The following is a 412-nucleotide window of genomic DNA, read 5'->3' on the forward strand; positions in this document are numbered from 1 at the left end:
ATGCATACACCGCTGCGCTGGCCAACGTCGACCAGGCGCTCGGCACGCTGCAGGCTGCCATCGCCCAGCGCCGCACCGCCAACCCCAACGAAGACTGGCTCGTTGTCGTCACCACCAGCCACGGCCTGGACGCCACGGGGGCCACCACGTCGGCGCCGACGCTGGAAAACCGCTCCGCCTTCATCGCCCTGAACAAGCCGGTCAATGCCGTGCTCGGCAAGACCGGCATGGCGGCGCCCACGTCGGAAGCCACGCTGGCCGCGCTGCCGAGCGAGGCCGACATCGTGCCGACCGTCCTGGCGCAACTGAACGCCGCTGTGCCGGCGACGGCGCATCAGCTCGACGGTGCAGCGCTCACGGCCAGTGCCGTCGGCGTGCGCAACGTCCAGAGCACGGTCGGCGCGTACAACGC

General features: G+C 70.9%; 1 protein-coding gene. It reads left to right on the plus strand.

The features are described from left to right. On the plus strand, positions 1-412 hold a 412-nt coding region (locus I6F36_RS39120; protein ID WP_225173308.1), incomplete at both ends, for a hypothetical protein.

It is taken from the genome of Bradyrhizobium sp. BRP19 (assembly GCF_020194195.1).
Classification (GTDB): domain Bacteria; phylum Pseudomonadota; class Alphaproteobacteria; order Rhizobiales; family Xanthobacteraceae; genus Bradyrhizobium; species Bradyrhizobium yuanmingense.